General features: G+C 37.5%; 21 protein-coding genes, 1 pseudogene and 1 riboswitch. Of the genes and pseudogenes, 14 read left to right on the forward strand and 8 right to left on the reverse strand.

Annotated elements, in window-relative coordinates:
* Window positions 1-442: 442 nt before the first annotated feature.
* The gene (locus tag JFU24_RS22380) at window positions 443-1,681 is read left to right on the forward strand and encodes a cytochrome P450 (RefSeq protein ID WP_201225103.1); all 1,239 of its coding nucleotides are present in this window, start codon (window positions 443-445) and stop codon (window positions 1,679-1,681) included.
* Between the two features lie 19 nt (window positions 1,682-1,700).
* Here the strand turns inward: JFU24_RS22380 and JFU24_RS22385 are convergent, their stop codons facing one another.
* On the reverse strand, window positions 1,701-2,504 hold the full coding sequence (locus JFU24_RS22385; RefSeq protein WP_201223296.1) for a class I SAM-dependent methyltransferase: 804 nt from the start codon (window positions 2,502-2,504) through the stop codon (window positions 1,701-1,703).
* Window positions 2,505-3,765: 1,261 nt separating this feature from the next.
* Between JFU24_RS22385 and JFU24_RS22390 the strand changes: the two genes are divergently transcribed.
* The 8 genes and pseudogenes from JFU24_RS22390 to JFU24_RS22425 form a co-directional block, all read left to right on the forward strand.
* The gene (locus tag JFU24_RS22390; RefSeq protein ID WP_201223297.1) at window positions 3,766-4,419 is read left to right on the forward strand and encodes a phosphatase PAP2 family protein; all 654 of its coding nucleotides are present in this window, start codon (window positions 3,766-3,768) and stop codon (window positions 4,417-4,419) included.
* Window positions 4,420-4,513: 94 nt separating this feature from the next.
* A complete protein-coding gene (locus JFU24_RS22395; protein ID WP_201186363.1) occupies window positions 4,514-5,131 on the forward strand; it encodes a DedA family protein in 618 nt (205 codons plus the stop codon).
* A 211-nt stretch (window positions 5,132-5,342) separates the two neighbouring features.
* A complete protein-coding gene (locus JFU24_RS22400) occupies window positions 5,343-6,983 on the forward strand; it encodes a spore germination protein (RefSeq protein WP_201250519.1) in 1,641 nt (546 codons plus the stop codon).
* Entirely contained in the window at window positions 6,973-8,196 is a 1,224-nt protein-coding gene (locus JFU24_RS22405) for a Ger(x)C family spore germination protein (protein ID WP_056521624.1), read from the forward strand. The genes JFU24_RS22400 and JFU24_RS22405 overlap by 11 nt, the downstream gene beginning before the upstream one ends.
* Window positions 8,197-8,217: 21 nt before the next feature.
* On the forward strand, window positions 8,218-9,336 hold the full coding sequence (locus tag JFU24_RS22410; RefSeq protein ID WP_201250520.1) for a GerAB/ArcD/ProY family transporter: 1,119 nt from the start codon (window positions 8,218-8,220) through the stop codon (window positions 9,334-9,336).
* 19 nt (window positions 9,337-9,355) lie between these two features.
* On the forward strand, window positions 9,356-9,589 hold the full coding sequence (locus JFU24_RS22415) for a hypothetical protein (protein ID WP_201223304.1): 234 nt from the start codon (window positions 9,356-9,358) through the stop codon (window positions 9,587-9,589).
* A 209-nt stretch (window positions 9,590-9,798) separates the two neighbouring features.
* Window positions 9,799-13,020 (forward strand): DEAD/DEAH box helicase, encoded by a 3,222-nt coding sequence (locus tag JFU24_RS22420; RefSeq protein WP_201223305.1) that lies wholly within the window; start codon window positions 9,799-9,801, stop codon window positions 13,018-13,020.
* Window positions 13,021-13,056: 36 nt separating this feature from the next.
* Window positions 13,057-13,353, forward strand: a pseudogene (locus JFU24_RS22425) (LysE/ArgO family amino acid transporter); the annotation flags it as partial.
* A gap of 335 nt (window positions 13,354-13,688) precedes the next feature.
* On the opposite strand, the gene JFU24_RS22430 reads toward JFU24_RS22425, so the two are convergent.
* From JFU24_RS22430 to JFU24_RS22445, 4 genes are all read right to left on the reverse strand, one after another.
* Complete coding sequence (locus tag JFU24_RS22430) at window positions 13,689-13,874, reverse strand: hypothetical protein (RefSeq protein WP_063577886.1); 186 nt, start codon at window positions 13,872-13,874, stop codon at window positions 13,689-13,691.
* Between the two features lie 140 nt (window positions 13,875-14,014).
* Window positions 14,015-14,329, reverse strand: coding sequence for a DMT family transporter (locus tag JFU24_RS22435; RefSeq protein WP_053347444.1), 315 nt, complete (start codon window positions 14,327-14,329; stop codon window positions 14,015-14,017).
* The gene (locus JFU24_RS22440) at window positions 14,329-14,670 is read right to left on the reverse strand and encodes a DMT family transporter (RefSeq protein WP_057214620.1); all 342 of its coding nucleotides are present in this window, start codon (window positions 14,668-14,670) and stop codon (window positions 14,329-14,331) included. The genes JFU24_RS22435 and JFU24_RS22440 overlap by 1 nt, the downstream gene beginning before the upstream one ends.
* 70 nt (window positions 14,671-14,740) lie before the next feature.
* Window positions 14,741-14,842: riboswitch (guanidine-I (ykkC/yxkD leader) on the reverse strand.
* Between the two features lie 300 nt (window positions 14,843-15,142).
* The gene (locus tag JFU24_RS22445; protein WP_053347442.1) at window positions 15,143-16,114 is read right to left on the reverse strand and encodes a DMT family transporter; all 972 of its coding nucleotides are present in this window, start codon (window positions 16,112-16,114) and stop codon (window positions 15,143-15,145) included.
* A gap of 629 nt (window positions 16,115-16,743) precedes the next feature.
* On the opposite strand from JFU24_RS22445, the gene JFU24_RS22450 reads away from it, so the two are divergent.
* The gene (locus JFU24_RS22450; protein ID WP_053347441.1) at window positions 16,744-17,028 is read left to right on the forward strand and encodes an AbrB/MazE/SpoVT family DNA-binding domain-containing protein; all 285 of its coding nucleotides are present in this window, start codon (window positions 16,744-16,746) and stop codon (window positions 17,026-17,028) included.
* 61 nt (window positions 17,029-17,089) lie between these two features.
* Here the strand turns inward: JFU24_RS22450 and JFU24_RS22455 are convergent, their stop codons facing one another.
* Together JFU24_RS22455 and JFU24_RS22460 are read right to left on the reverse strand one after the other, a co-directional pair.
* Window positions 17,090-17,527 (reverse strand): GNAT family N-acetyltransferase, encoded by a 438-nt coding sequence (locus JFU24_RS22455; protein WP_201223308.1) that lies wholly within the window; start codon window positions 17,525-17,527, stop codon window positions 17,090-17,092.
* Window positions 17,528-17,626: 99 nt separating this feature from the next.
* Window positions 17,627-18,751 carry a serine hydrolase gene (locus JFU24_RS22460; RefSeq protein WP_201223309.1) on the reverse strand — a complete coding sequence of 375 codons (1,125 nt, stop codon included), beginning with the start codon at window positions 18,749-18,751 and terminating at the stop codon, window positions 17,627-17,629.
* 300 nt (window positions 18,752-19,051) lie between these two features.
* Here JFU24_RS22460 and JFU24_RS22465 point away from each other — a divergent pair, with 300 nt between their 5' ends.
* The 3 genes from JFU24_RS22465 (at window position 19,052) to JFU24_RS22475 (ending at window position 20,599) form a co-directional block, all read left to right on the forward strand.
* Window positions 19,052-19,570, forward strand: a complete 519-nt coding sequence (locus tag JFU24_RS22465; RefSeq protein ID WP_201250521.1) for a YfiT family bacillithiol transferase — start codon at window positions 19,052-19,054, stop codon at window positions 19,568-19,570.
* 121 nt (window positions 19,571-19,691) lie between these two features.
* On the forward strand, window positions 19,692-20,177 hold the full coding sequence (locus tag JFU24_RS22470) for an SRPBCC family protein (protein WP_201250522.1): 486 nt from the start codon (window positions 19,692-19,694) through the stop codon (window positions 20,175-20,177).
* A 71-nt stretch (window positions 20,178-20,248) separates the two neighbouring features.
* Window positions 20,249-20,599 (forward strand): DUF6176 family protein, encoded by a 351-nt coding sequence (locus tag JFU24_RS22475; RefSeq protein WP_201250523.1) that lies wholly within the window; start codon window positions 20,249-20,251, stop codon window positions 20,597-20,599.
* Between the two features lie 270 nt (window positions 20,600-20,869).
* Here JFU24_RS22475 and JFU24_RS22480 read toward each other — a convergent pair whose 3' ends face one another.
* On the reverse strand, window positions 20,870-21,262 hold the full coding sequence (locus JFU24_RS22480; protein WP_201250524.1) for a winged helix-turn-helix transcriptional regulator: 393 nt from the start codon (window positions 21,260-21,262) through the stop codon (window positions 20,870-20,872).
* A gap of 146 nt (window positions 21,263-21,408) precedes the next feature.
* Between JFU24_RS22480 and JFU24_RS22485 the strand changes: the two genes are divergently transcribed.
* On the forward strand, window positions 21,409-21,927 hold the full coding sequence (locus tag JFU24_RS22485) for a DJ-1/PfpI family protein (RefSeq protein WP_201250525.1): 519 nt from the start codon (window positions 21,409-21,411) through the stop codon (window positions 21,925-21,927).
* The last annotated feature ends 99 nt before the right edge of the window (window positions 21,928-22,026 follow it).

Genomic DNA, 22,026 nt, shown 5'->3' on the forward strand with positions numbered 1-22,026 from the left:
CATTGGGTACAGTCTAATTACCGCTTTGATGGTTGTGAAGGTTAGTCAGGGAAATCATCTATTAAAATAGCTAATGAAAAACCCCTGTCTCAGAATTTGAAAAGAAGATAGGTTTTTTTCATCTTTTGAAAGACATAACGAATCATAAAAAGAAATAGGATTTGTTAAAAATAAGCAGTTTTACATGGCGAGATGATGGAATACATGACATTTGTTGGGCAAACTGCCTGCTAAGGAGTTGGTATAGATGATGCATGGTTTGTGATGGCTTCTTATCTTATAATGGAGTGGGTTAGATATTTAAGGGAAATAAAGAAAATACAAACAAACCATCAAAAATTTACGTACATGAATGATGACCCTATAACTAAGTGTCGGAGATGAAGAATGCTAAACATTCAATCCTTTTGTTAGGTATCTTTGAGAAGTAGGAGGAGTCGGTATCATGAAAGAAATTATTGCTATTAAAGAAGTCACTCAGTTTAAGTCCCGTGCAGAGGAATTTAGTCCATACGCCTGGTGTAAACACATGTTAGAAAATGACCCAGTGAGCTATCACGAAGGAACAGATACGTGGAATGTCTTTAAATATGAAGATGTTAAGCGTGTTCTTAGTGATTATAAACATTTTACGAGTGAACGCCAACGAACCACTATATCTGTTGGAACGGATAGTAAGGAAGGTTCAGCACCTGAGAAAATCAAGATCACTGAAGCGGATCCACCTGTGCATAGAAAACGCCGTTCACTGTTGGCCGCAGCATTCACACCTAGAAGTCTCCAAAACTGGGAACCTCGCATTCAGGAAATTGCAGATGAATTAGTCGAACAGATGGGGACAGACAAGGAAATTGATATTGTACAATCATTGGCAAGTCCGCTTCCGATTATTGTCATGTCAGACTTAATGGGCGTTCCCTCAAAAGATCGTTTACTGTTTAAAAAATGGGTAGATATCTTATTCCTTCCCTTTGACAAAGAAAAACAAGAAAAAGTAAATGAAATGAAGCAAGTGGCAGCAAGAGAATATTATGAGTATTTATATCCAATTGTTGTACAGAAACGGTTACATCCAGCGGATGATATCATATCCGATCTATTGAAGGCCGAAGTAGATGGTGAAACCTTTACAGATGATGAAGTTGTGCGTACGACCATGTTGATTTTAGGAGCGGGAGTCGAGACAACCAGTCATTTACTTGCCAATACCTTTTATTCACTATTATATGATGACAATAAAGTCTATGAAGAGTTACGTAATAACCTGGATTTAGTTCCACAAGCCGTTGAGGAAATGCTGCGTTACCGATTCAATTTAACCAAATTAGATCGTACAGTAAAGGAAGATAACGATTTATTAGGAGTAGATTTGAAGAAAGGGGATGTCGTGGTTGCCTGGATGAGTGCAGCAAACATGGATGAGGAGATGTTTGAAGACGCATTCACTCTTAATATACACCGTCCTAATAATAAGAAACATCTAGCCTTTGGAAATGGGCCGCATTTCTGCTTAGGTGCTCCGCTAGCACGACTGGAAGCAAAAATTGCCCTTACCACATTTCTAGAGAAATACTCACATATTGAATCAGTGGATTCGTTTCAGTTGGAAGAGAATCTGACCGATTCAGCGACCGGGCAAACTCTAACTAGCTTACCACTTAAGGCATTCAGTAAACATTAAAAAGAAAAACCTTATGCCATTAACCAGCATAAGGTTTTTTTCGTTTTAAAATTACTACATTGCATACATGTTGAATGGTATGCTGAATGTTCCCAAACTCTTTTACCAAATGTGAGTGGATTTCATCGAGGATTTGTACCCGCTTATCTTCGGAAAAACTTGAAAGCCAGGATAATGACCCCACTCTTCCGCACCATTCTTCGTTTTTAAATGTCACATCGTAATAGAATTTATATGTATCTGTTAAATCAAATTGATGTTCCTGCCATTCTTTAAACCACTCAACCGGAAAGCCGTTAATAAATTGTTGGACATTCGCTTTAGATCCTGCAGAGGTTAGTTTGCCATCCGGCATATGACCTTTAATGATTTGAAGCGTTTCTTTTATTACGTTACTTTTAGAAACGAATCCTGAATCCATCACTATTAACGTGCCATTTTCTTTAATAATCCGCTTTATTTCATTCAAGGCTGCTTCTCGATCAAACCAGTGCCAAGCCCTTAAAACGGTTACAAAGTCAAAAGTATCACTTTCTAAAGTTGTATCCTCTGAATATCGATTAACATATTTTATTCTACTATTTTCTTGTCTATCAATATTATGCGCTTCTTCTATCAATTCCTTTGATGGTTCAACGCCAACCACCTTAGCTCTCTCCTTAAATAAAGCTCTACTCAAAACGCCAGTCCCAGAACCTAAGTCTGCAACCGGAACATTAGCAAAGTTTATTCCTCTGATTTTTAAGCTCTCTATTAATTCACCAGGTAAATCATTTCTCCATTTAGCATAATCTTTAGCTACTTTTCCGAAATTCACTTTCATTCATTTTCCACCTTCTATTTTTTTTTTTTTTTGCTCAGACTCAGGTGATCTAAAATGATAGGATTGAGCTATAAAGAAACAAGCAATTATGTGTTTATCAAGCTTTATTAACCATATAAAAAGTCACATTAACAAATATTTCAAACCAGTAATAAGTAGAAAGCTAGAAAGAAAATCCCCCATAATAATTACCTTTCAAATACGGATGACAGAATATGTATATCTTTGATTGTACCATAATGGGTAATTATGTAAATGTAATAGGGGTATTTTAGATAGCACCAAAGTTAAGAAGGAGTTTAAGTTGAAAAAAATACTTGAGGTTTTATTTATAATAATGGCTGTTACTACTTGTTTATTTGGGGAGTCAATTAGTAAATTTGATGTTATCGATATAGAAGGAAAGGTAGATAATCTCCAAATGAGCAATAACTTTTAGGAGAAAGGTATTTGTTTAAGTTAAGTGTTTCTAATTTTCACAAGACAAAAAGAGGCGTTCTTTGCCTTATCGTACCTGAAATTTAGGAACCTTTTTAATTTGAAATACCTATATATAAAAATTCTTTAGCAAAATATATTCTTAACACATAAGGGTTATTCGATATAGATATTACTTTCATCATTAAGGTTAAGACCATGTTGGTGTAGAATCCAGCAAGTTGAAGTTGGATAAGGAGATATATTTACCGTAACCTTAAGTTGAGTTGGTTAAGCTGTATAGAGTAGTATTAAAAGATAGAATGATTTTAAATTATTTAGCGGGAGCAAGGATTTTCATTCATGAGTGGTTCTTTACCTATTATTTGAATAAATTGTGGAGTTAATTGAGGAAGATAACCGACCTGTTTATTTTTTTGTAGAAAGATTAGCAAATTTTAATGAAAATCTAATCAAAATCTAATCAAAATCTTATTTCTTCTTCATTCAGTTTGTATATTCTAATAATGGATACGCTGAAGATGCCTCATATGTCCTTCCGATTCCACTTCTTATTATTCATAGAAATCTTTCTCTATTAAATAGATGGGGGAAATCAAAAAGACGTTTTATAAAGCTCGATACATACAATCATAAATGAAACAGATAGAATAAATGGGTTAACTAATGAATTATTAGTATATACACTGGATAAACAGAAAGAAATGCAAGTTCCTTTCATTCCTTGTTATGGTTTAGATCATATAGGATGAAGTTAAAACTCTATAATGAGATCTTACTTCAATCATGGAACACCGGTTTTAAAAAGTGAAAGGATGTTATTATGAAATTAAAGTTTCAGTTGTCTATTGCCTTTGTATTAAGTGTAATTTTTTTAATTGGATTTAGTATAATGGCATTCACAATAAGTGCATATGAATTCTTGAATTTTGATAGAGCGGTGATTTCCTTCGTTCAAGGCTTAGAGTCTCCGTTTTTAACAACCATCATGAAGGTCTTTACGTTTATTGGTTCATCTAGTTCCATAATTATACTTTCCTTACTTGTTTTATTTTACTTGTATAAGGTATTGAAACATCGTTTGGAGCTAGTCTTATTTAGTGCTGTCGTGGTTGGCTCAACTCTCCTCAATTTGATATTGAAACTTTTCTTTCAACGAGCCCGACCTGATTTACATCGACTCATTGAGATAGGGGGATACAGTTTTCCAAGTGGACATGCGATGAATGCATTCACTTTATATGGTATTCTCACATTTCTACTATGGCGGCATATTTCGACTATGTGGGGGAGAACTCTGTTGATTTTGTTCAGCGTGATGATGATCCTTACAATAGGAATAAGTAGAATATACTTGGGAGTCCATTATCCTAGTGATATTATTGGAGGATATTTAGCGAGTGGCTGTTGGCTTGCCATTTCTATTTGGGTTTTCCAAAAGTATAAAGAAAGCCAGAAAAATAAAGAGATTAACTAAAGTTAGGACAGGCAATTCAGTAAGAAAGCAGCTAGGGACTAAACTAGTTAGCTGCTGATTATATCAAATGATTGAAATAGTTAGGAGCTTTTAAATGGAAAACTGGATTACGGAGTTTATGAATAATTTTGGGTATATTGGAATCTTTCTATTAATAGCATTGGAAAATATTTTTCCGCCTATTCCGTCAGAGGTCATTCTAACCTTTGGAGGTTTTATGACCACGGTATCAACAAATTTGACTATATTCGGAGTCGTGATTGCATCAACTCTTGGATCAGTGGCAGGGGCTGTGGTACTTTACGGGATTGGTTTACTGATTGATGTGAAAAGGATAGAGAAGTTTGTGGGTAGATGGGGGCATATTTTTCGGTTAACAGTAACTGACGTCCATAAGGCAAATTCTTGGTTTGATAAATATGGAGCGTGGACTGTTTTTTTCTGTAGACTCGTTCCGTTGATTAGAAGCTTAATTTCCATTCCCGCAGGCATGTCTCATATGAGTTTTTGGCTTTTTTTACTATACACAACAACCGGAACATTGATTTGGAACGTGATTCTGGTGAATGTTGGAGCCGCTGTAGGATCTTCATGGGAAGACATCGTAGGGTATATGGACATCTATTCAAACATCGTTTATGCAATACTTGTATTACTGTTTATTCTTTTCGTTGTTTTAATTTTTAGAAGAAATAAGGGAAAAAGAAAGTGATTATAGTAGATATAAAAAATGATAAAAGGGCCGTTCAAGTCCGAACTGCTATTACATAATCTTATATAAACATCAGAGGCTGTCATTATGACAGCCTTTTTCTTATGTCATCTCAAACGGGAAAGCGGAGAGGATGAGCTTTGAACGTAGAATAAAGGGAATGTGCTTTGGACAAAATGAGTGAAACGAAAAAGGAATGAGGTTCGGCGCGATGGTTTCTTTTTTCAAAAATAAAGGACAAATGAAGAAACGTGAGAAGCAAAAGATAGATGATAAAGATCAATCTAAAAGTAAAAAACTTGAATATATTGACAGCTCTATTTCAGCCAATCTAGACAATATGAAAAAGAAAACGGGTAACAGCCCGGACATTATTGTCCGAACGTTGAAAATCAGTCAAAACCCTGAAATTAAAACGACTATCTTGTATGTGCAGGGTTTGATAGATAATCCAAGCGTTACGGACTTTTTAATTGAATCAATCATGAAAAACCCTCATCTAAAAGAAAAACTACTTCCTAAAGAAGCACTGGACGTGATTTCTGAAGAAGTAGTTTCTCTCGGTGGTGTAGAAACTGTTACGGACTGGGAAAAATTATTATTGTCATTATTATCAGGGGATAGCATCATTTTTGTTGACGGCGTAAACAAAGCCCTGGTTGCCAGTACAAGAGGGGGAGAACGGCGTTCCATTCAGGAACCAAGCACACATTTGACGGTCCGCGGTTCAAGAGAAGGATTTACTGAATCGAATGCAACAAACATTGCCATGTTACGCCGCATTATTAACAGTCCGGATTTATGGATAGAGTCTATGAAAATAGGCACTGTGACAAAGACGGATGTTTCTATCATGTATATAAATGGGATTGCCAAGGAAGGGATCGTCGAAGAGGTCAAGAAGCGCTTAAACCGAATTAACATCGATAGCATTCTTGAATCAGGATATATTGAGCAATTGATAGAAGACCAGGTCATGACGCCGTTCCCCACCCTTAATAATACAGAAAGACCTGATATGGTTGCGGGTAATCTTCTTGAAGGAAGAGTGGCGATATTTGTTAACGGAACGCCTTTTGTCTTGGTGGCCCCGGCCTTATTCGTACAGTTTTTCCAATCTGTCGAAGACTACTATAATCGCTTCGATATTGCTTCAGCCACACGCTTTTTACGGATCATCGTTTTTATAATCTCTATAATCGGGCCAGCTGTCTATGTCGCAGCCACGACTTTTCATCAGGAAATGATCCCAACGAAGTTGCTGGTCATCGTTGCGGCCCAAAGGGAAACGGTTCCTTTGCCGGCCGTCATTGAAGCGCTTCTCATGGAAATGACTTTTGAAATTTTAAGGGAAGCAAGCCTTCGGATGCCAAAGGCGGTTGGTTCGACCATGTCCATTGTAGGGGCATTGGTGATTGGGCAGGCGGCAGTCCAGGCTGGCATCGTATCGCCGGCAATGGTCATCATCGTTTCGATCACGGCGATTGCCAGTTTTGCTACCCCATCTTATGCGATAGCCATTTCCGCCCGTATAGTGCGTTTCGGGTTTATCATTTGTGCCGGTGTTTTAGGTTTTTATGGCATGATTTTAGCCTTTATCGTCCTTATTGTCCATTTATGCAGCCTTCGTTCACTTGGAGTTCCTTATATGTCACCGCTCGCCCCTCTGAACCCGGAAGGATTAGGTGACACATTCTTCAGAAGACCTATGTGGGCGTTCAAAGAAAGACCAAAGTTATTAAGCTCCAATAATAATCTGATACGAGAAGGCGATAATCAAAGACCCCTTCCTCCTGCATCGCGGGGAATGAAAACTTCTGACAAGAAAAAAGGTGAAGGCAATGAATCGTAAATGGCTAGTTCTGTTATTGATGATGATCGGTACCACGTTCACCTCTGGCTGCTGGGATAAAAAAGAGTTAAACGAGATAGCCATCGTCTCGGCAATGGGAATCGATAAAGATAAAGAAGGAAAGTTAGTGGGAACGTTTCAAATCATTAACCCAGGCAATGTTGCGGGGGCTCTTCAGGGCGGCGGCGGGACAAATCCCGCTATATCCGTTTATAGGGCCACTGGAAATAATGTGCTTGGACTAGATAGTATTGCTTCAACTAAAATTTCAAGAGATATGTATTTCGCTCATGCAAACCTGATCGTCATAGGTGAGGAAATAGCAAAAGAAGAGGGCATTTACGCTATTTTCGATGCCTTTGAGCGCTCCCCTGAATTTAGGGCAACTTCGAGGATCGTGATAGCCCGAGGTGTAAAAGCCAGGGATATAGTCGAAACATTAACGGCAATCGATAAAGTATCAGCTGAAAAAGTCATTAGGACGATTGAATCTTCGGAAAAACAGCAGGGGAGAAGTATCAGTGTCAATCTTCAAGAAGTGATTAAAAACCTTGTGAGTACCGGAAAAGAACCGATAATTAGTGGTTTTACCGTGAAGGGTAACACAGATAAAGAGGATAAAATGGAGAATACTCAGACCTCTGATATTGAGGCTAACCCAACTACCGCTGGAATAGGTGTTTTTAAAGATGGTAAATTGATTGACTGGCTGGATGGTAATAAGGCAATAGGCTCGATGTGGGTGTTAGATAGGATTGCACATACCAATTTAAACATTGATTGGAATGATAAAAAAGACGCAATCACCTATCAAGTGAAACGCCAAAAAACCAACGTCGCGGCAAAAATGAAAAATGGCAAACCTAAAATGTTGATAAAGGTCCTTGTTGAAGGAGATATCCGCGAGGCAAATGTGCCTGTGAATCTAAACAGTCCGCACGTTCTGATAGACATTGAAAAGAAGTTAGCAAAAGACTTAAAGAAGGAGATGGAAGATGCGATCGTTCGTGCCCAAAAAAATAAATCCGATATTTTTGGCTTTGGTGAAATCATGCACGAATCCCATCCGAAAGAATGGAAAAAAATCGAAAAGGACTGGGACGATGTTTCTTTTGCTAAGCTGGAAGTAGATGTGCAGGTAGAGACTTTCATTCGCCGTACAGGATTACGTAATAAGCCGTATCTTTCAAATTTAAAAAAGAGCGATCAATAATGGAAAGGAAGTGGCATCCTCGTGGAAAAGGCAAAAATCAGCGGTTACCAGCTATTCGTCCTTATTTTCCTGTTTGAAATAGGCAGTGCACTTTTGGTTCCGCTTGCAGGTGAAGCCAAACAGGGCGCATGGCTAGTCATTCTCATTGCGATGATAGGCGGATTTTTGTTATTTTTCGTTTATTATGGCCTTTTTCAATACTATCCTGATCAGCTGCTAACTGAATATGTAAGACATATAATGGGGAATTTTTTAGGAAGGATAGTAGCTTTTCTATACATCCTATATTTCATGTATCTTGCAGCAAGAGTGCTGAGGGATTTCGGAGAGACGCTACTTACCTTTGCCTATCCTCATGTTCCGTTATTTTTTGCGAACGCAGTATTTATTTTGGTGGTGGTGTATACGGTTCGTAAAGGGATAGAGGTACTGGCAAGGACGGGAGAACTTTTCTTTGTGTTAGAGAATTTACTTTTCATGACGTTCATTCTTCTGATTGTTGTTTCAGGAATGATCCATATAAACAACTTAAAACCTGTTTTTGAAATCAGTGGGGTAGAGATGATGAAAATGTCCTTTACTGAAACCTTATTTTTTCCATTTGGCGAAATCATTGTCTTTTTAATGATTTTTCCTTATTTGAACGAACCTCAGAGGCTAAAAAAAATTGGTATAGGGAGTTTGGCTGCAAGCGGTATTTTTCTTGCGTTTATAATGGCTTTGAATGTAGCTGTGCTTGGAGTGGATCTTACAACACGTTCGCAATATCCTTTTCTTTCCCTCATTCAGTCAATTGAGATCGCTGGCTTTTTGGAACGACTCGATGTTTATTTTTTGGTTAAACTCATGATTGGAGGGTTCATCAAAATAAGTGTGTTTACCTATGTAGCTGTAACGGGTACGGCAAATGTTTTCAACTTTAAAGAACCTTCTCGGCTGGCCTATCCAGTTGGTTTTGTCATTTTACTAATATCCATTGTGATTGCAAGTAGCTATTCGGAACATATCCATGAAGGGCTAGGCGCCGTGCCGATTTATATCCACCTTCCATTTCAAGTGATCATCCCATTGCTTCTCTTGACCCTTGCTTTTTTTAAGAATCGAAAAAAAAGCAAGGCTAACACCAAAATAAGTTCCTAAAAGGTGGAGTTGATGAAAAATGAAAATCTTCGGTATTACGGTTTTGATGCTGATTCCTTTAGTGGCCTTTTCTTTAGGCATGGATATTCTTTTAGGGTTTGATTTGGATAATTCCATTAAACATGCCTTTAACCCTTTTCTGGTGAAGGACCCCGCTGAACTTATCCTTTTTCTCGTTCTTCTTTTCCTCCTTTTGTTTAGTTTCTTTTATCGAAGAAAAAAGAAAGGCAACAAAGCCAAAGGACAACAATAAAGATTTACATATTCCCGTTGCTGAACTATAGATGAACTCCATTTCAAATCTTGATTTGAATAAGGGTGTTTGTCTTTTTGCTTTTTTACCACCTCGGATTCCCATTTCATAGTATGATGATAAAATGAGCTTATTTTTCAAATAGAATGGAAAACCACCTTTACATAAATAACAATAGCACAGAGGTCCTTAGGAGGGAGAACGGCATTTTGAATATCAAATTAAATCAAAAAATCATTAAAGATATGTGCGGGACAGTCTCCTTCAAAAGGGGAGATGCTTTTTATCGTGCTAATAAAGTGACATTTGAAAGTTACCGTCCTGATGGTTGTGAAGCAACTGTTAAAGGAATAGAAGATTTCCATGTCTCTATTGAAGTGGATGCTGCCGGAGGCTTTCGCACGAAATGCAGCTGCCCAACGCTTGCTTCTTTTCAACGGGATTGTCAGCATATTGCGGCCGTATTACTGTCGGTATACGAACACCAGCGTCAAGGAACTATTCCTAAAGGTCTAAACGAACCTCAGTCTGACGCTTCAGCAAATATGAAGCTGACAGATGGTTTGCTTACGCTTTTCAATAATCAGCCTGTACGCTCAAGTGGCCATCAGCTCCACTTTGAAAACAGGCAGGTGCTTGATGCGGAGTTTACATGTAAGCCCATCACGATAGGCCAGGGCAGATACATGTTCGGAATTGAAGTGAAGATTGGTTCGGCAAATGTACCAAATCTCAGGGATTTTCTGAAGCAGGTAAAAGAAGGAAAATCTGCCCAAGTGTCCCTTTCATTTCTGTATGATCCTGATCTCCATTGTTTTCAGCGTGAAACAGATGCAGTGATTCAGCAGCTTATCCAAGTGACTTATGATGAACAGGTCTATCTTGACGCGCTTCCGTACAAATCTGACTATACAATGAGCAATCACCTGTTACTCATTCCGCCAACTTCTTTTGAAAGGCTTGTCCCTATCCTTACAATCGCACCATTGGTGAAGCTTGCGTATGACGGGAATACGTTTAATAGTTTTCAGATATCCGGCGAACCGCTTCCTTTACAGTTTGAATTTGCCGAAAGTGAGGGCAAAGGATATAAACTGAATATTAAAGGGTTGAATGAAATAATTGTGATGAATGCATACAGCTCTGTTTTATCTGAAGGGAAATTGGTTCCCCTCGAAAGTGAAGACTGCCAACGTCTCTCAGATTTAAAACAGATGTTGGAAGATTCAGGAATGAATAAAATTCCAATTCATCAGGAGCAATTAGAGTTATTCCTGGAAAAAGTGGTACCAGGTTTGAAAAAACTAGGTGAGGTTCATTTCTCAGGGGCCATTTCTGAGCAGTTCGAGAAGACACCATTGATTGCTAAGCTATACTTAGATCGCGTGAAAAATAGGCTGCTTGCAGGTTTGGAGTTTCACTATGAAAATATTGTGATTAATCCTTTGGAAAATCAGGAACTCAAGTCAGTTTCCAAGCTTATAAGAGATGTGGATAAAGAGGAAGAGATCCTGCAACTGATGGATGATAGCATGTTTGCCAAGACAGACGGTGGATATTTTTTACATAATGAAGAGTTGGAGTATGAATTTTTGTACCATGTCGTTCCGAAACTTCAAAAGCTTGTTCAAATATATGCCACGACTGCTGTAAGAAATCGGATTTCCCGAGGGAATGCTGCTCCGCAAATTAGGGTGAAAATCAAAAAAGAACGGACTAATTGGCTGGAATTCAAATTTGAAATGGATGGCATTCCTGAAAAACAAATACGAGAAGTTCTAGAAGCTCTAGAGGAAAAAAGGAAGTATTATCGTTTGAGGAATGGATCGTTGCTTTCCCTTGAGACAAGGGAGTTTGAAGAAATCAATCGTTTTCTGAATACACTTCCGGTCCAGAATGAAGATTTGGAAAGTCGCTTAAATGTACCAATCGTAAGAGGGCTTCAGCTTCTTGATTCTGTAAATGACAGCAATACATTTACAATAGAGGAGTCATTCCGGAAGTTCTTGGAAAACATCCGCAATCCAAGTAACCTGGAGTTCGCGGTGCCAAAGAGTTTAGAGCCAATATTACGGGACTATCAAAAAAGCGGCTACAAATGGATGAAAATACTTGCTGGCTATGGCTTTGGAGGAATTCTCGCAGATGATATGGGACTGGGTAAAACACTGCAAAGCATCGCATTCATTTTATCCGAGCTTCCAGACATCCGTAAGAAGAAGCTCCCCGCTCTTATTGTTTGTCCATCATCTTTGACATATAACTGGCTGAGTGAATTCATGAAATTTTCCCCTGATATACAAGCCATCGTCGTGGATGGCAATAAAACAGAAAGGTCAAAGATACAGAAGGAAATAACGGGCATAGATGTTGTCATTACCTCATATCCGTTATTACGTAAGGACATTATGTGGTTTGAGAAACAAGATTTTCACACGGTATTTTTTGATGAGGCACAGGCATTTAAGAATCCAGGGACACAAACGGCACGAGCGGTGAAGAAGATACAAGCGGATCATCGCTTCGCCCTCACTGGTACCCCGGTTGAGAATTCACTAGAAGAGCTGTGGTCCCTTTTTCACGTTGTCTTTCCTGAACTATTCATGGGGTTAAAGGAATACAGTAACCTCTCAAGGGAAAAAATTGCTCGTAGGATCCGGCCATTTTTACTTCGGAGGTTGAAAGAAGATGTATTATCGGAGCTTCCAGAAAAAATCGAGTCGATGGAATCGATGGAACTGCTACCTGATCAGAAGAAACTGTATGCTGCTTATTTAGCAAAGCTGCGACAAGACACATTGAAACATCTGGATAAAAATACACTTCGGAAAAATCGTATTCGAATCCTCGCTGGCTTGACTCGGTTACGACAGATTTGTTGTCACCCCGCCTTGTTTGTGGACGGTTATAAAGGAAGCTCAGCTAAATATGAGCAACTAATGCAGATTGTTGAGGAATCAAAGCTTTCTGGAAGAAGGGTACTGATTTTCTCACAGTTTACGAAAATGCTTCAGATCATTGGTAGAGATTTAGCGAATCAAGGGCAGCCCTTTTTCTACTTGGATGGACAAACACCATCAAAAGAACGCGTTGAAATCTGTAATCGATTTAATGCAGGCGAACGTGATATATTCCTCATTTCATTGAAAGCAGGCGGTACAGGTCTTAACCTGACGGGTGCCGATACTGTCATTTTATATGATCTTTGGTGGAATCCAGCAGTCGAGGAACAAGCAACAGACCGTGCTCATCGTATGGGACAGAAAAATGTTGTTCAGGTCATCAAACTTGTTGCCCGTGGCACAATCGAAGAAAAAATGAATGAACTGCAAGAGAAAAAGAGGCATCTGATTGAAGAAATCATCGACCCTGAGGAGAAATCGTCATCTGCTCTTACTGAAGAGGACATTCGGGAAATATTGATGATATAGAAAGCGAGGGCAATTACAGAATGTTAGCAGCAAAGTTCTAAAAAACAGATTATGTTTGCTATGTCCGTTTCATTACTAAACCCCCACGCGATACTTGCTACCGTTGGGGTTATTGGAATCAGTTCTCTTAGCTATACCGGGATAGAGAAAATGACGTTTACCGCTGCAACTATATTAATTTCTTGGATTTGGTTTTTCAGTCTGGCTATCGTGGGAAAAAAGGTAGCAGATATCGATACCGATGGGAGATTTATAAACGTAATCAACAAAGTATCTGCAATTATGATATGGATTGTCGCTCTATATATAGCATTCCAACTATACAAAATGTAGTAGGGTTTTTAACGGCGTTCCTAGTCAATTATAGTGTTAGCCCAAGAAGGCCGCCCTCCAATTGGCGGCCTTTTATGTTTTACCTATTGAAGGGTAACATGAAATTAGAGAGGGCTCCGGGCGCCACTATGAAAGAAGAAAGCCGATTAAGAAGAAAACAATCAGATCAGGTCATACTGCGAGGGAAATCTGTCATATACCATGATTCGCTGAAGGAATTCACTTATTGCTATAACCTTTTCTGATTTTGATCTCCGAAGAAAGGAAAGAGTATATGTGATAAATCCAAACGAACAAAAAGTAAAAAATAATAAAAACCCTATAACTATATAGGGTCAAATCGATTTCTTCATGCCGCACTCTCTGCATTTACGAATATATACATAGTTCTTAACCGAACTTTCAAATTGAGCTTTACCGCAATTGTCACAGCGACCACTAACGATGTCAGGGTAATCTTCGTAGTCATAAATAATTGTGGTGTCATATTCCTTTTTTTCTTCTGGAATTTCTTCAGACAAAGTAAAATCACCTTCACTATTTTATTTAACTAATTTATCATACCAAATTTTTATAGCAGTAGGTAGGTAGTGATAAAACCCAAATCGATTTGTTCTAAATTGATATAGAACTTTTTATACAAAGAAGGAGTGAGAACCTCTTATGAAACAAGTTTTAATCCTATTGCTGCACCTAACACCATTGCAATAAAAACGACTCTTCTCCAGTCTTTTGATTCACCATATAAAAGCATGCCGATTATTGCTCCACCAGACGCACCAATTCCTGTCCAGATTGCATAAGCCGTCCCCATAGGTAGTGTTTTCATGGCATAAGCAAGAAATAGAAAACTTGCCCCAAATCCGAAAAACAACAGCGCCAAGGATTGCCAATTACGGTCTTTGTGCAATTTATTTATCATCGCAACACCAAACATTTCAAATAGCCCAGCTAAGATTAAAGAGACCCAAGCCATTAGGATTCATCTCCTTTTTCAACATTATCCTTAGTCACTAGTTTCAAGCCGATTACCCCTGCTAATAACAGTAAAATCAAAAGTGTTTTACTCAATTTAAATGATTCTCCAAAGAATATGATTTCGGAAAAAACGGTTCCTGCTGTCCCCATTCCTACAAATACTGCATATACGGTTCCAACGGGAAGTTTTCGTCCAGCCATTATCATTAAATAGAAGCTGATGATGATAGAAATAACAGTTCCAGTCCAAGTCCAAAAGTCATTTGAGTGTTTTAAACCAATAACCCAAAATACTTCAAAAAAAGCAGCAATAAATACTTTAATCCAGTTTGTACTCATTAAAAATAACACCTCCAACTTTATTCTTACCAAAAAACAAAAAAAGCCTAAGAGATAACTGTAAAACAGTTTCTCCCAGGCTTTTATCCTTCCGTGACACAGCAAAGCTGTGAGTTTTCTCTCGGACCAGACTAGCACAGACACTTGCTACGGAACCCTAGAAAACATTTAACATATACAATTAAATTATATTATACATACATTTTAAATTTACTCAAGGTTAATGGGCTATTTACTTTTTCCAATGAATGTATGAATCTATTCGAAAAGGCATCCAAATCCTTTCCAGCCTTCTATAATTACGATAGCAGGATGAGGACAAATAAAAATGCTCGAATGAAACCTCAATAAATTACCGCTAATTAAGATTGAAAATTACATACTTTCTCAAGTGTTCCAATAAAAATGCATCTGATAAGTACCAACACATTGGTCTTATCAGATGCATTTATAGTCCTGCTTTACTCTTATATTAGTCACTCACTGACTGATTTCGAGGATTGACTTCTTTTATATGAGAAACATAACTATGCAAAATCATCCCAATAATAACGATAAAGATGCCGAACCACGATAAAGGAGAAGGGGATTGTAAAGATAAAAATAGTAATTCCCCGGCAAGAGCAAAAAGGACTTCCATTGATTGTGTGGCTTCAACGGAAGCTAACTTCTGCATATTTCCCCTTACCAAATCGGTCGCTTTGAAAAAAAGGACCGTTGCAATAACTCCAGAAAATAGTGCTACCAAAAGGGATTGAAAACTCTGCATTTTCGTTGGTGCTCCTACCGTAAAAAAACCATACAACGAAAGTAAGAACCAGAATGGCAGACTCGCTAAAGTCATCCCTAACACACGCTGATATGCATCTAAACGTCCTTGGGACACTTCCATCATTTTACGGTTCCCTAAAGGGTATGCAAATGAGGCGATGACGATTGGGATTACGCCCAACCAGAGATTTGCCATAGAAATATGCTTAGTGTGTTCTAGTTGCATAAGTATGATCCCCAAGAGAATGATAAGGGACATGAGAAGACCTTTCAAAGAAATCTCTCCTCTTTTCCTTACGAGTCCATCTTGTGTTTGAACATTTTCAAAAAATAACGGAGCAAGTAAAGCACCTGAGATAATCGTGATTTGCCAAGTACCGGCGATTAGCCAACCGGGTGAGTAGGCAGATGCAAAGCATAAGGGAGCATAGAACAATCCAAAGCCTACAAAACTCCAAAGCAACCAAGGCCCTGGTCGTTCTCTCATCACCTGTAAGAGTGGTCGGAGGTTTTTTCTACTTAGGACGATACATACTAGAAAAGGAACCATAAAGATATATCGAAGCGAAGCACTCCATATCCAACTTCCACCAGATAATTCCATTGACTGATTTAACACAAACGTAAATGCAAAAAAGAAAGCAGAGCAAATACCTAATATAATTGGTCGCAATCGACTCACCTCAATCTGTTTTATGAGCCAATAATTAGCCAAGCCTCTGAAGTATGGCAATCGTTTCGGCTTTCTTATGATTAGAAAAGAATTTAGAACATACCTTTTACGAGATTCAAACCATAAAAGTTTAGGGTTGGAGTAACGAACCAGGTTGTCATGTTTTAACGTACTTTCCCTTCAAGAGCTAATGAGGAGCTTTGTTACGGAAAGATAAGGTGAATATTCTAAATATTAAATCTAACAATCATACTAAATTGTCCTTCAGTTATACAAAAAAATCAACTGCATTCTTTAAGACTGTGAATATGTCTTCTGCAATATTCGACATAAATTATATCTTTAAATAAGAGTATTGACGTTTGGATATGGAAAAAATTAATATACCAATTTTATGTTTAGTGTACAAAAAATACCTTATTAAAACTTTTAAAATAGCATAATAGCGCTATTTATAGAGGCTTTATTGAGATATAAGATAATAATCATATAGAGGTAGATAATATACGAAGATACGAGAATTGACGAATTTGGGAGGGAGTGGTATATTTATAGAGTGCAAATTATGTCGAATGTTGACGAAAAGTATAGATGTAAAATTTGAAAGAAAATTAGTGAGGTAAATAAAAATGAAATCTACAGGTATTGTACGTAAAGTTGACGAATTAGGACGGGTAGTAATTCCTATCGAATTACGCCGTACTCTAGGAATTAAAGAGAAAGATGCTTTGGAAATCTACGTAGAACAAGAGCGTATAATCCTTCAAAAATACAAAGCAAACATGACTTGTCAGGTAACGGGCGATATATCTGATGACAATATGAAACTTGCAAACGGTAAATTAATACTTAGCCGTGAAGGTGCTGAACTTCTAATTAAAGAAATTCAAGCAAGCTATGAAACTGCTAAATAATTAATTGAAAATAAAATGAAAAAAGTGTAGAGGAAGGAATTTTCTCTACACTTTTTTCATTTTAAATGGAGAAGTAATAAAAATAATTAGATTCTCGAATAAAACCAATTTTTTCGTAAAGTTTTTGTGCATTGCTATTATCCTTATCTGTCTCAAGCGACACTCCTTTTGCACCAGTTTCTTTTGCAAAAGCAATAGCGGCTTTTAATAACTTCTCACCAAATCCCTTTTTGCGAGCATTTCCCTTCACAAATAAATCGTTTAACACCCATGAGCGCATCATGCTCACTGATGAAAATGAAGGATATAATTGAACAAAACCAATAGGGTTATCCCCATCAAAGGCCATAAAAATGACCGACTCTTCGTTCGTTAACCTTTCCTTTAAAAACTCCCTTGCACCCTCAAGATTTGACGTTTGCTCATAGAACACTCTGTATAAATCAAAAAGTTCTGTTAAGGAATCAAGCTCATTTAAAGTAGCTTTTTGAATACCCATATGTAACGAACCTCCAGTGTTTATTTTATAGAATACTCTTAATTTACCATTTATTGATAAGTGACTGTGAATAAACTGTTCGATTCATTGCCTAATGCTTCATAGATTGGATACTTCTTTTTTGACGTATGTTCGAAATTTCGTATCTGTTAGAAATTTAAGCTGAAACGCATTCATATTTTTGGATAGCTTTGCTTGTTCAATAGAGGTTAAATCGTTTGCAAAAAATGCAAGCTCTGTTTGGTTATTATCTTTATCCTTCGCATACATCGAAATCGTAAGAACAAAGGCAGTAGAGCCTCCCTTTTGACCTGCATGAACAAGCCATTCACGATTGCTTGGACTTTTCATTAACTGTTCTAATACCGGATCGAGATACAGATAAACGTTTTTATCAAAGTGCGTCTTGCTATTTAGTTTTTTCATTATGGAAACATAGTCTTCTGTAGTTGCTCGGGGCAAACGATCAGACCAATTTTTTTGAAAATCACTACCCATCATTTTCATTGCTTGTTTCTTTTCCTGATCTGTTGGGGGGTGAGTCTGCCACTTATTGTGAATAGCAATCGCCCGATCACGGTATTCACCTTTGTCCATATTTTTCAAGGCCTTTAGGGTATCTTGTTTAGTTAATTTTTTTTCTTTCATTAATTGGTCAGGTATGAACAGCGAACTTACAATGGGATACATTGGCTCATGACTGGTAATGCCTAAGCTCTCTGGAACATGATTGATGTTTTGAAGGCCAAGCATAGTTATTAAGTAATCTGTATTCGCATTAGAACTGTAAGCAATCATTCCATCTACTACTTCACTTAAAGGAACTCTATCTATCTCTTTATCCTTTTTGACCTGAGTAATCCATGCCTCATGTGCTCCCCCGTCTGTTTTAGGAACATAAAATCTGTCTAGGTCGGCTAATTTCACTTCTTGCTCTGGATTGATTTGCCCCACTGCCGCCTGTTGTGCATATTCAATGGCTACGATGATTTTGACGGTGCTTGCTAAAGGAAGCAACGTGTTGGCATTAACATTTACCCATTTCTCATCATTAAGATGGATGGATAAAGAAACGTTCTTATTCTCTGCATTCTCCTTGATAAACTGAACTATATATTCTGGATCCTCTTTGTTGATATCCTTCTTAAACATCCACATCCCAATTCCTAGAATCAAACATAGAGATAGTCCAATACCTCCGATTAAAAAGAGTAATATTTTCAAAATAACACCTGCCTTTTTACATATAAATACATATACGACTGCTCAATGATTAGGTTTCATTTTACTTATGAAGAACTTTTTAAGCATGTAAGCAGTGAGATAGCATAAATAAAATTGCCGGGTCTATGAAGTAGTTCTAAATAGTATACCTGCAATATCAAGGTCATTGCGCCATCCTTTTTGGTTTGGATTCGAAAAGAAAAGGTAGTCAGAGAAGATATGTAGGCATAAAGGATTTAATGGTAAGGATAAAGAATGTAATAAATAAAGGTACTATAAAAACACCAGGAGGAAATAAAGATGGAAGCAAGATACCCAATAGGGAAGTCTCAGTTTGAAGGGGAGATAACGAAAAGTGTGACTGAGTGCTGGATTAAGGAAATTGAAGCTTTGCCTGGATTGCTGCGAGAGGCAGTACGAAACATGGATGAAGAACAGCTTGATACGGCTTATCGTACAGACGGATGGACTGTTCGCCAAGTCGTGCATCATCTTGGGGATAGTCATATGAATGCTTATATTCGCTTTAAATTGGCTCTTACGGAAGATAATCCTGTTATTAAGCCTTATGATGAAGGGAAGTGGGCAGAGCTTCCTGATAATAAATTGCCGGTTGATATTTCGCTATCCCTACTTGAAGCGGTACATATGCGCTGGGCCAAACTTTTATATAGTCTTAATTCAGCTGACCTGAAAAAAACATTTATCCATCCGGATTCAGGAGAAGTTTCAGTAGGTGAAAATATAGGTATTTACTCGTGGCATGGTCGACATCACCTTGCTCATATTACTTCGTTATCAAAGCGTCAGGGATGGTAAATGGATCTGTTGGAAAGTAAAGAGTCATCTACTGTTTTCTGTGATAAAAACACATCGGGTAGAGTCCAACCACAAATATTGATCTGCATGCTTAAACAATTTGAATGAGGAGGAATTACATATGCTAGCAGTAATAGAAAAAGTTGAAGGTGGAAATATCGCTCGCTTTGAACGTCTACTAAAGCATTCTGTAGAACAGGTCTGGGCTGTTTTAACAGAAAATGATAAGTTGGAAAAATGGATGTCGAATCTTGAAATTGTGGAACTTCGTAAAGAAGGGACCATAAAATTTAATATGAATGATGGGACGGGCTCATCTATTGATATGAAGATAAGAGACTTCCAAAAACATTCCGTCCTAGAATTCGAATGGGGTGACGGTTGGGTTCGTTTCGAGTTATCCCCTAAAACTGAGGGTTGTTTATTAGTATTAAAAGAATCTATCCACACAATAAGTGACCATACATCAAAAGATTTGGCAGGATGGCATGTATGCCTCGATATGCTGAGTACATTATTGAATGGTCATTATATGGACTTTCCTAAGGATGAATGGGAAAAATGGCATGAGAAGTATATTATCGTAGTCAATCAGATTGAAGGATAAAAAGAATGTGATATCGAATTTGAAGTCATTCCTACAGTTGAAAAATATATGTAAAGGGAGAGGGTTTATGTATGTCACTTAAAGTGGAACTTACGAGATTTAAGGTTAAACCTGGGAAAACGGCGGTTGTTGACCAATGGATGAAGCTATTAAATGATAATATGAGTAGTGTTTTATTAACACTTAATGAGGAAAAAATGTATGTAGAGACCATTTTTCGAGAGGAGATTGAAGGGATTGAATATCTTTATTGGTACTCTGTCCAAGGTGATGGTGGAATCGAGGTTCAAGATTCGAATCACGAAATTGATAAGAAGCACTTAGAATACTGGGAAGAATGTATAGATAATGAATTTCGACCTGTTGATTTAAAAACCGAAGTGATAATGATACAGGATAGTGTTCTTTCTACGATGAAGTAGACAGAGCTTTTGTTAGAAGCGGCTTTTTAGAAGTCGTAGTTTAGAAAAAGAAATATTCCAGGGAGGATTCTATGTGGGAGAAACAGTATGTGCAGTCCACTCAGTCCTCTAGATACCAAATTGAAAGAGATTTTCTCCATTTTGAAGTCTTCTAACTCTACATATTATTAATTTTTTTAACAACTTTCGGAAATATCCAATTTCATAGTGTTAAAAAAAGACCGACACATATCTCATTGTCGGTCTAATTTATGTAATTAAACGTACGCATTAATTGTTCTTATCATTTTCAGAATCCATTTCTTGTTTGATTTCATTCATTCTGTTTTTTCCCCACTCATACATCATTTCAACAATTGGCAGTAAAGTCATTCCAAGTTCAGTCATGGAATATTCAACTTTTGGAGGAACTTCAGGATAAACTTCTCGGTGAACAACACCATCTTCTATAAGTTCACGCAATTGATTCGTTAAGATTTTATGAGATATTTTTGGGAAAAGTCTTTGTAAGTCACTGAATCGGTGTGTGCCTTCTACACCTAAATGCCATAAAATAACGATTTTCCATTTGCCGCTGAAAATTGATAAAGTAAGTTCTTTTTCGCAATTATAATAGCCATTTAAGATTTTTTCTTTGATTTCATCTCTTAATGTTTCTGACATGGATATTTAGCTCCTTTTTTATTTTACCAGTAACTTATAGGTAACCTCCGCACATAAAAGTGCGTTCTTCACAGGGGATATAACCAGCGCTACAATATGAGTAGTCAGACAGACAATCTATTTCAATTATTAGGAGGAAGACATATATGAGTAAAAAAGCATTACTTATTATACCACCAGAACGTTTTAATGAAGATGAATTATTTCAACCAAAAGAAGTATTAGAAAATACAGGCGTTACAGTAACGATTGCAAGTACAAAGACAGGTGAGATTACTGGTGACTATCAAGGTAAGGCAAATGCTGAAGTGATCTTTTCTGACGTTTCAGCTAGTGATTTTGATGCTATAGCTGTAATTGGAGGATCTGGTACGAACGATCATCTATGGGGCAATCAAGAATTACAAAGCTACTTGAAACAAGCTCATGAGCAAAAGGTTCTTGTCACAGGAATTTGTGCAGGATCTGTAACTGTGGCTAAAACGGGTTTACTTTCTGGACGAAAAGCAGCATGTTACCCAGTTGATGTCCAAATTGACGAATTGAAAGCTAATCATGTTGAATATGTAGAACAACATGTTGTTGCACATGATGATATTATCACAGGTGACGGCCCAGATGGAGCTAAAGAATTTGGTGAAAGCTTAGCTGCAGCATTACGCTAAATCTTTTGCTTACAGCAACATAAATCATATTATTCCCCATGTGAAACCCTTGGATTCTATAGAATTCAAGGGTTTTTCCATTAGGGGTAAGAATGATAG

The organism is Peribacillus sp. TH27 (genome assembly GCF_016650915.1).
Lineage (GTDB): Bacteria > Bacillota > Bacilli > Bacillales > DSM-1321 > Peribacillus > Peribacillus butanolivorans.